Consider the following 8,516-nt stretch of genomic DNA (forward strand, 5'->3'; position numbering starts at 1 on the left):
CTCGCGCAGGGCGGTCTGGACGTCGGCCGCGTCCGCGCACTGGGCGATGACCGCGGGCCGGACGTCGATCATCGCGTTGAAGAGGGCGCGCGCCTCGTCGTACCCCGCGGCGCCCGGCGTCAGGACCCTCCCCGTGATGTCCTGCTCGAGCTGGTGGCCGAGGGACTGCTGGGTGATGCCGGACATGGTTCGCCTCCCGTGGGGTGGGTGTATGTGTCAGTTGACACTAGGCGCGTCGGCGCTCCTGCGCAAGACCTCCGACGGGACCGTTCACGGACTGTTCACGGGGGCACCCACCGGCCCTCGCAGCGCGTTCACCACCGCCCCCGAGAGCATGATCAACGCGATGACGTAGAACCACACCAGCGCGATGAGCGCGAACACGACCGACGGCCCCACCGCCGCCAGGGTCGAGATGTTGGACAGGTACAGCGGGAAGGCGTAGTCCACCGCGCCGATGGCCAGGGTCGCCCCCAGGGCCCCTGGCCAGACCTGACGCCAGGCCATCGCGCCACGGGGCACCCGCCAGTACACGAGGCACAGGGTGGCGAACAGCAAGGTGAGGCCGGCGACGAGGGTGAGGGTGAACACGACCCCGCGGACCTCGCTGAGCCCGAACGGCAGCCCCCGGGCCCCACGGGCCAGGATCGACTGCGCCGCCGGGACGGCCAGCGTCGCGACGAAGAAGAGGAACACGACGACGAGCATGCTGAGCGCGAAGATCTTCTGGCGGATCCACGGACGGCCCTCCGTGCCGTAGATCCGTCCGAACGCGGTGTCGAGCGCGCCCCAGAACGACGCACCGATCCAGACGCTCGCCGCCAGCGCCAGGAGCCCGGTCGCGGTCGAGCGGTTCTGGATGCTGTTGAGCGCGCTGCGCAGGGTCGAGTCGGCCGCGCTGGGGAACAGCTGCTGCAGGTCGCTCAGCACCGACTGCTCGAGGTCCGGGGACCGCAGGACGTGGCCGGCCACGAACAGCGCGATCAGGGCGACCGGGAAGATCGACAGCAGCAGGTTGTACGCGACCATCGCGGCCAGGCCGGTGATGCCGTCGCCATAGGCCTTGTGCCAGAACCTGGCGACGGCGTGTCCGATGCGACGCAGGGGATGGGGGCGCCGGGACGGGTCGATGCCGCGCATTCTCCACCACCGGACGCACCTCTATAGCCTCCGGCGTCCGTGCCCAGTCGTCTCACCATGTCCGCGCGCCTGCGGCTCCTCGACGCGCGGGACCGCGTGAGCGGCCGTGCCGACCGCCTCGTGCCGCCGCGTCGGCGTCAGTTCGTGGGGCACTCGGACTTCGTGGAGACCGGGGAGGAGTTCCTGGGGCATCTGCGGGAGCTCGCCGGTCTGCGCCCCGGCGACCGCGTGCTGGACGTCGGGTGCGGCATCGGGCGCATGGCGCGCCCGCTGACGCGCGTCCTGGACCGTGACGCCGGCGGGACCTACGACGGGTTCGACGTCAACCGCGAGGGCATCGGGTGGTGTCGGCGCCGCTACCGCCGGCATCCGCACTTCACCTTCAAGGTCGCCGACCTCTTCAACGCCCGGTACAACCCCGGCGGCGCGAGCACCGCCAGCGAGTACCGCTTCCCGTACGACTCCGGCAGCAAGGACGTCGTCATCTGCACGAGCGTCCTCACGCACCTCCTCGAGTCCGACGCCGACCACTACGTGGCGGAGATCGCGCGCTGCCTGGCGCCGGGCGGGCGGATGCTCGCGACCTTCTTCCTGCTGAACGACACGTCGCGGGCGCTCATCGCCGACGGCCGTGCGCACTTCCCCTTCCTCGACGCGTCCGAGCACGTCGCCGTGCTGGACGAGGAGATGCCCGAGGAGGCGGTCGCCTACGCCGACGACTGGGTGTTCGCGACGCTGCGGCGGCACGGCATGACGCTCGTGGGACTGCATCCCGGCTCGTGGTGCGGGCGCGAGGAGCACCTGTCGTTCCAGGACATCATCGTCGCCGAGAGAGAGGCCTACGCATGACCGAGATCCGTGAGCTGGACGTCGTCCACATGGGCGTCCCCGAAGCCGTCTGCAGCTTCGCGGTGGGGGAGGACACGCTCGTGGACCCGGGCCCCGAGGTCGCCCACCGCACGATGCTCGCCGCCCGGGGTGAGGACGCCGCGCCGGTGCGCCGCATCCTGCTCACCCACATCCACTTCGACCACGCGGGAGCGACGGGGCGGCTGCTGCAGCGCTGGCCCGACGCCGAGGTCTGGGTCCACGAGAAGGGCGCCCGGCACCTCATCGATCCCGAGCGACTGGTCGCGAGCGCCCGCCGGATCTACGGTGAGGACTTCGACCGGCTGTGGGGCGAGGTCATCCCCGTCCCAGAGGCCAACGTGCGCGTGCTCCAGGGCGGTGAGGCGATCGACGGCTGGCGGGTCGAGTACACGCCGGGCCACGCCAAGCACCACGTCGCCTATCTCCACGAGGAGACCGGCACCGCGTTCACGGGCGACGTCGCCGGCGTGCGCATCGGAGGCGGTCCCACGCTGCCCCCGACGCCGCCGCCGGACATCGACGTCGAGCTCTGGCAGGCGTCCATCGACACGGTCGCGGCGTGGCGCCCCTCGCGCCTCGCCATCACGCACTTCGGCCTGCACGAGGACGTGACCGCGCAGCTCGACGAGCTGCGCCTGACGCTCGCGCGCCTGGCCGAAAGCGCGCGTGACGCGAGCCCGGACGCGTTCGCCGCGGCGATGCGCGCACTGATCCAGGAGCGCGCCGGCGGGGACCCCGTCGTCGTCGCCGCCTACGACGAGGCCATCAGGCCGGAGACCAACCACGCGGGGCTCGCGCGGTACTGGGAGCAACGCGCCTCCTCGACCTGACCGGGCGCGACGCGGTAACGTCCGTCCACGTGAGCCAGACGATCGAACTTCCGAAGACGAGCGGCCCGGACAGCGGACTCGGCGGCGCGTGGCGGGTCATCGTCCGCAACGACGACCACAACACCTTCGACGGTGTGGCGAGCACCCTGGCCCGCTACATCCCCGGCATCACGCTCGACGGCGGGTACCGCATCGCGGACCAGATCCACCAGACCGGCCAGGCGATCGTCTGGTCCGGGCACCAGGAGCTCGCCGAGCACTACTGGTCGCAGCTGGCGGACGCGGGCCTGACGATGGCCCCGCTCGAGAAGGCCTAGGACCACGAGAAAGGGCGCCCGGCGGGCGCCCTTTGCACGGAGCGGATCCTGACGCCGTGGCGCTCAGGCCTCGGCGGCGGCCTGGTCCGGCGTCTGCGTCACCGCGCTGACCTCGAGGTCGTCGGTCGGGGCGGACCCGAACGCGACCACGTCCTGCCAGACGTACAGCACGGGCACCTGCCACCACCCGGAGGTGATGGTGCGGAACCGGGTGAACTCCGGGCCGTTCCAGAACGCGTCCCAGTCGGCCTTCTTCGCGAAGTGGAAGTACTGGGTGAACTTGTAGCGGTCGTCCACCGAGCGGTAGACGCTGTAGTGCGAGGCGCCGTAGCGCGGGGAGAGCGCGGAGATCTCCTCGAGCGCCTCCTGGAGCTGGTCGCCACGGAACCCCGTCGCGTACCAGCCGATCTGCACAGCTCCGGCCATCAGGCACCCACCTCTGCTCGAATCGCGCCGGGACCCTCGGCCGTCCGGCCCTGACCTTCCTCGGTCGCGCCCACGAGGACCGCGATCTTCCCGAGATGCTCGTTGTCACGCATCATCTGGTGCGCGGTCGCCACGCCGTCGAACCCGAGGGTCTTCCAGAGGACGGGGCGGATCTTCGACTCCTCGATCAGCTTGTTGGCGAGGTTGCACTCCCAGGCGTTGGCGAAGTGCGAGCCGATGATCTCCTTCTGGCGCATCCACAGGTAGCGGACGTCGAAGTCCAGCGTGTAGCCGGACGTGGCGCCGCAGATGACGACCTTGCCGAAGGGCTTGACCGCGTACACGGACGTCGGGAACGTGGCCGTGCCGACGTGCTCGAACACGATGTCGGGGGCCTCGCCGAGGATCTCGTTGACCGCTTCGGAGAAGCGGCGCGACTCCTTGAAGCGGGCCTTCTCCTCCTCGGGCGTCTCGCCACCGCGGCGCATCATGCCCTTGAAGTCGTTGCGGTTGAGGTAGCCGGCCGCCCCGAGCTGCTTGACGAGCTCGCCCTTCTCCTCGGAGGAGACGACGCCGACGCACTCGGCGCCCGCGGCCTTGCAGAGCTGGACGGCGAAGACCCCGAGGCCGCCGGCGGCGCCCCAGATCAGGACCTTCTTGCCCGCGGTCAGCGCGCCACGGTTGAGCAGCATCCGGTAGGCGGTGAAGTACGTGAGGCCGTAGGAGGCGGCCTCCTCCCAGCTCAGGTGCTTGGGCTTGGGGAGGAGCTGCTGGGCCTGGACCTTCGTGAACTGCGCGAAGGAGCCCCACGTGGTCTCGTAGCCCCAGATCATCTGCGACGGAGCCGCCATCGGATCGAGGCCGTGGACCTCGGGATCCTCGTAGGAGGCCATGTTGCAGTGGATCACGACCTCGTCGCCCGGCTTCCAGCGGGTGACGCCGTCGCCGACCTTCCAGACGACGCCGGACGCGTCGGAGCCGCCGATGTGGTGCCCGAACTCCGGGTGGTCGCCGTAGCGGAAGATCGAGATGGGCTCGGCGAGCGCCGCCCACACGTTGTTGAAGTTGACGCCGGCGGCCATGACGCGGACGACGACCTCGAACGCCCCGGGCTCCGGGACCTCGATCTCTTCGACCTGGAAGGCATCGCGCGGCTCGCCGAAGCGGTCTTCGCGGATGACCCATGCCGCCATCGTGGCCGGGAGTTCGCCGGGCTCGGTGTCGACGACGGACACCTGGGAGATATCGACTGCCATAGGCCGACAGACTACCCGGGGGAGGCCGCGAGCGGCGCCCGCACCGACGCCGGGCTCAAGGGCGTGGCTTCGCGACCGTCAGCGGGGGGCGTCGGCGCCGCCGCGCGGCGCGGTGACCGTGCGCCGGGCGACCCGCCGCATGGTCACGGCGGAGTCCGACCAGACGTAGTCCCGTTCCTCGATCTTCGAGGGCGCGTGGGGCTCATCGCCCTTGGCGTACACCGGGGTCCGCACGACCAGCGTGCCGTTGCGGAGGCGGAAGGTCGCCCGGTACAGCTGCTGGCTGCGGAACACGGCCCGCAGGTCGGCGGTCGTCGGGCCCTTGGACCCTCCGTCGGTGCTGAAGAGGTAGAGCGCGACGGTGCCGGCCGCGCCCGGCAGGGTCACCAGGACGATCGCGTCCGAGCGTCCGTCGCCGGTCACGTCGACGAAGCCGCTGCGGCTGTCGACGAAGCCCGCCTTCGAGGCGAGCAGGCGCTTGATCGGCGAACTGGTCCTCTTGTCGGCCTGCAGCGCCGCCGAGAAGAACGTCTGCGGATCGTTGCGCTCGGACTCCGACTCCGGCGTCGTCGTCTGCGCGAGGGCGATCGCGACGGGCCCCGCCGTCAGCATGACGGCGGCGCTCACGAGGAGTCGGCGCGGACGAACCATGCACCGATCCTGGCAGATCGCCGCGAGGCGGGCTACGGCTGCAGCAACTCGTTCTGCGCGCTCGGGCGCTCGGCGCCGACCCGAACGGTCGCCGACTTGATCGCGTCCGCGGCCACGGAGACCGTGTAGGTGCCCTCGTCGACGTCGGCCCGCAGCGTCGCGGTGTCACGCGGGTTGATCGGGCCCGTGGACTGCGTCAGGCCAGGACCGGACGACGTGTCGGAGGTCTCGAGCGTCACCTGCTGCGAGGTCTCGGTCTGGTTCGACACGATGAGGCTGATCGGCCCCGCGCCGAACTTCGACGGGGAGACCGTGATGCCGTCACCGGTGATCGCCGCGGTGATGACGATCGGCGCCGGCGGGCGAGGAGCGTTCGCGTAGTCGTCCTCGTCGCCGCACCCGGCGATGCCGACCGCAGCCGCCCCCGTCAGCACCAGCGCTGCTCGACGCATCCATGTAGTCACGTGACGTTCGTCTCCATCCCAGGCCCGTGAAGAGGTCACAGCAACCCCCCCAGGAGGCCAACCCTAACCGAAGCACCGGCGTTCCGGTCAATCGGCGCGGTGGGCCAGGATCTCGGTGCGTTGCGCGCCGACCTCGTCGAGGGTCTCCTGCAGCGACTCCCACGCGGCCGGCTCGGCGATCGCGTAGGAGGGGCCCTCCAGCTCGCGCACCTCGGCGTGGTAGCGCTCCCATGCCTCGCGCGTGCGATCGTCGAGCTCGGCGAGCCGACGGTCGGATTCCTGTTGCGTGGCGAAGGTGGTCATGCGAACGGCCTTTCCTCTCGCGTGCAGGTCCCGGGGGACGCTAGTGCCCGCCGCGGTCGGACTCCTGCACCCGGCGGTGCACGCCGTCCGACGCGACACGTACACCTGTTCGCATCGTGACCGCGCTGCTGAGCACCCGGGAGTTCCTCGTCGTCGACACCGAGACCAACGGCAAGGCCGGGGAGGACTGCGAGCTGACCGAGATCGGCGCCGTCCTCGTCGGCGGGGGCGAGCTGCACGATCGCTGGGAGACCCTGTGCGCGGTCCGCGCTCCGCTGGGTCGCGCGATCCAGCGGCTGACCGGCATCACGCAGGCCATGGTCGACGAGGCCCCGGCGGCCGAGGCGACGCTGCCCGATCTCGCGGCGCTGCTGGAGGGACGGGTGCTCGTCGCGCACAACGCGAGCTTCGATCGCCGCGTCCTCGCCCAGGCGTTCGCACGGGCAGGACTGACCTGGCCGGACCCGCCGACGCTGTGCACGGTCGCGATGGCACGCCGTCTGCACCCGCTGGCCCGGCAGCGGAAGCTGCCGCTCCTGGCCGCCTCCCTGGGCATCGAGGTCGAGGTGTCGCACCGGGCGCTCGCCGACGCCGAGACCTGCGCGCGGGTCTTCTGCGCGCTGTTCGGGCGGCTGTGCGCCAACGCGGGAACGGTCGCCGAGGCCCAGGCGCTCCTGGCGCCGCAGCGGCCTCGTCGCGCCCGTGCCGGACGCACCGACGGGGGACGCTCCCTGAAGGGCTCCCGCCGCCGGGCACCCTCGACGGCGCACCTCCCCGATGCCCCCGGCGTGTACATCTTCCGCAACGAGGCGGGGCAGCCCCTCTACGTCGGCAAGTCGATCTCGCTGCGGCGTCGCGCGCGCTCGCACTTCGCGCCGTCCTCGCCGGACACCGACTGGTCCGCCCGCGTCGAGACCGTCGACCACATCGAGACCAGGTCCGAGCTGTCGGCCCTGCTGCACGAGCAGCGCCTGATCGACGAGCTGCGCCCGCCGGGGAACGCGCGGCAGAAGCACCAGGACCGGTACGTGTACCTGCGCTGCCGGTTCGACATCCCGTTCCCGGTGCTCGAGGTGGCCGCCGAGCCCGCCGCCGGACACGCGGTGAACGTCGGTCCGCTCGCCACGAGGGCCGGGGCCACCGAGCTCCTCGAGCAGCTCAACTCGCTCTTCGGGCTGCGGCACTGCGGGCGGACCCTGCGGCGCCGTCCGCACCCGTCGGCCTACGGGCAGATGGGCCGCTGCGCCTCCCCGTGCCTGGGGGACCTCGACCCCAACGCCTACCGGCGGCGCCTCGACGAGGCCCTGGCCCTCTTCACGACGGCGACGGCGCGCTCGGGGGAGGCCCACCCGCTGCTGCGCCACGTCGAGGACGAGATGCGGCGCGCCGCCGCGGACGAGCGCTATGAACGTGCCGCATGGCTGCGGCGGCGACACCGGCGCCTCGGTGAGCTGCTCACGGCCCTCGGCGAGAACCTCGCCGCCGCGCACGTGCGCCCGAAGCTGCTCCTGGCCCGCCACCCGGGCGGCGACGGGTGGGACGCGTTCTGGCTCGTGGATGGCCGGCTGGCCGACCACGGACCGCTGGACGACGTGTGGGACGGGGTCGCCCGGACCGAGCGCGCCCTGGGACGGGCGTGCGCGCACGGTCAGGTGCCCCATCTCGGACCGCGCGACGTCGTGACGCAGCGGCTCGTCTCGACCTGGGTCCAGGGCCGGATCCTGCCCACCATGGAGCTGCACCCCGCGCCCGCCCGGCGACGCGTCGCCGCGTTCCTGCGTCAGGCCGGGGTCCCCGATCCGCAGGCCGCCGGGGTGCTCGCGTGAGCGCCGCGCTCAGGTGGCGGTGAACGGGAGCTCGACGACCGTCGCGGTCACGTCGCCGTCACCCACCTGCAGGAGCGCGCCGATCGCGGCCTCGCGGCGCACCAGGGCGAGCGCGATCGGTCCGCAGGACGGGGAGAGCGCGACGCTGCCCAGGCGCCCGACCTCGCGGGTGCCGCCGTCGTCGGCCCGCAGGACGAGCGTGGAGCCGGGGTCCGCCGGCTCCGACAGGCGCAGCCCACGCAGGTGCCGGTTGGGCTTGCCCTTGTAGTGGAGCCGCGCGACGGTCTCCTGGCCGACGTAGCACCCCTTCGTGAAGCTCACGGCCCGCGCGTTGAGGCCCGCCTCCTGGGGGATGACGGTGTCGTCGAGATCGACGCCGTACCGCGGGACGCCGGCCTCGACGCGCACGACCTCGGTCGCGGCCTCGTCGACC

11 protein-coding genes and 1 pseudogene are annotated in these 8,516 nt (G+C 71.9%); 4 read left to right on the top strand and 8 right to left on the bottom strand.

What is annotated here, in order from left to right:
* Both ABYE80_RS13250 and ABYE80_RS13255 read right to left on the bottom strand, forming a co-directional pair.
* Nucleotides 1–186 (bottom strand): annotated as a pseudogene (locus ABYE80_RS13250) (oxidoreductase); the annotation flags it as partial.
* Between the two features lie 84 nt (nucleotides 187–270).
* A complete protein-coding gene (locus ABYE80_RS13255) occupies nucleotides 271–1,140 on the bottom strand; it encodes a YihY/virulence factor BrkB family protein (RefSeq protein ID WP_372790757.1) in 870 nt (289 codons plus the stop codon).
* A 39-nt stretch (nucleotides 1,141–1,179) separates the two neighbouring features.
* Here ABYE80_RS13255 and ABYE80_RS13260 point away from each other — a divergent pair, with 39 nt between their 5' ends.
* From ABYE80_RS13260 to ABYE80_RS13270, 3 genes are read left to right on the top strand one after another with little or no spacing between them, the layout of a single operon-like run.
* A complete protein-coding gene (locus ABYE80_RS13260) occupies nucleotides 1,180–1,989 on the top strand; it encodes a class I SAM-dependent methyltransferase (RefSeq protein ID WP_372790758.1) in 810 nt (269 codons plus the stop codon).
* Nucleotides 1,986–2,840, top strand: coding sequence for an MBL fold metallo-hydrolase (locus tag ABYE80_RS13265; protein WP_372790759.1), 855 nt, complete (start codon nucleotides 1,986–1,988; stop codon nucleotides 2,838–2,840). The genes ABYE80_RS13260 and ABYE80_RS13265 overlap by 4 nt, the downstream gene beginning before the upstream one ends.
* 29 nt (nucleotides 2,841–2,869) lie before the next feature.
* Nucleotides 2,870–3,157: an ATP-dependent Clp protease adaptor ClpS gene (locus ABYE80_RS13270; protein WP_372790760.1), complete on the top strand. Its 288-nt coding sequence runs from the start codon at nucleotides 2,870–2,872 to the stop codon at nucleotides 3,155–3,157.
* Between the two features lie 63 nt (nucleotides 3,158–3,220).
* On the opposite strand, the gene ABYE80_RS13275 is transcribed toward ABYE80_RS13270, so the two are convergent.
* The 5 genes from ABYE80_RS13275 to ABYE80_RS13295 all read right to left on the bottom strand — a co-directional run bounded on the left by ABYE80_RS13275 (nucleotide 3,221) and on the right by ABYE80_RS13295 (nucleotide 6,257).
* Entirely contained in the window at nucleotides 3,221–3,583 is a 363-nt protein-coding gene (locus ABYE80_RS13275; protein ID WP_372790761.1) for a hypothetical protein, read from the bottom strand.
* Nucleotides 3,583–4,839 (bottom strand): crotonyl-CoA carboxylase/reductase, encoded by a 1,257-nt coding sequence (gene ccrA / locus ABYE80_RS13280; RefSeq protein WP_372790762.1) that lies wholly within the window; start codon nucleotides 4,837–4,839, stop codon nucleotides 3,583–3,585. Before ccrA ends, ABYE80_RS13275 begins: the two co-directional genes overlap by 1 nt.
* Nucleotides 4,840–4,917: 78 nt before the next feature.
* On the bottom strand, nucleotides 4,918–5,490 hold the full coding sequence (locus ABYE80_RS13285; RefSeq protein ID WP_372790763.1) for a hypothetical protein: 573 nt from the start codon (nucleotides 5,488–5,490) through the stop codon (nucleotides 4,918–4,920).
* A gap of 32 nt (nucleotides 5,491–5,522) precedes the next feature.
* Nucleotides 5,523–5,954, bottom strand: coding sequence for a hypothetical protein (locus ABYE80_RS13290; protein ID WP_372790764.1), 432 nt, complete (start codon nucleotides 5,952–5,954; stop codon nucleotides 5,523–5,525).
* An 87-nt stretch (nucleotides 5,955–6,041) separates the two neighbouring features.
* Nucleotides 6,042–6,257, bottom strand: a complete 216-nt coding sequence (locus ABYE80_RS13295) for a hypothetical protein (protein WP_372790765.1) — start codon at nucleotides 6,255–6,257, stop codon at nucleotides 6,042–6,044.
* 116 nt (nucleotides 6,258–6,373) lie between these two features.
* Between ABYE80_RS13295 and ABYE80_RS13300 the strand changes: the two genes are divergently transcribed.
* Nucleotides 6,374–8,083, top strand: coding sequence for an exonuclease domain-containing protein (locus ABYE80_RS13300; protein WP_372790766.1), 1,710 nt, complete (start codon nucleotides 6,374–6,376; stop codon nucleotides 8,081–8,083).
* A 9-nt stretch (nucleotides 8,084–8,092) separates the two neighbouring features.
* Here ABYE80_RS13300 and ABYE80_RS13305 read toward each other — a convergent pair.
* The coding region (locus ABYE80_RS13305; RefSeq protein WP_372790767.1) for a folate-binding protein YgfZ at nucleotides 8,093–8,516 on the bottom strand (424 nt) is incomplete at its 5' end.

The sequence above is a fragment of the Paraconexibacter sp. genome (assembly GCF_041602235.1).
GTDB lineage: Bacteria > Actinomycetota > Thermoleophilia > Solirubrobacterales > Solirubrobacteraceae > Paraconexibacter.

Excerpts from the sequence above, each read along its gene's own strand:
- ABYE80_RS13255 (WP_372790757.1), bottom strand. The coding sequence starts at position 1,140 with ATGCGCGGCATCGACCCGTCCCGGCGCCCCCATCCCCTGCGTCGCATC.
- ABYE80_RS13265 (WP_372790759.1), top strand. The coding sequence starts at position 1,986 with ATGACCGAGATCCGTGAGCTGGACGTCGTCCACATGGGCGTCCCCGAA.
- ABYE80_RS13275 (WP_372790761.1), bottom strand. The coding sequence starts at position 3,583 with ATGGCCGGAGCTGTGCAGATCGGCTGGTACGCGACGGGGTTCCGTGGC.
- ccrA (WP_372790762.1), bottom strand. The coding sequence starts at position 4,839 with ATGGCAGTCGATATCTCCCAGGTGTCCGTCGTCGACACCGAGCCCGGC.
- ABYE80_RS13285 (WP_372790763.1), bottom strand. The coding sequence starts at position 5,490 with ATGGTTCGTCCGCGCCGACTCCTCGTGAGCGCCGCCGTCATGCTGACG.
- ABYE80_RS13295 (WP_372790765.1), bottom strand. The coding sequence starts at position 6,257 with ATGACCACCTTCGCCACGCAACAGGAATCCGACCGTCGGCTCGCCGAG.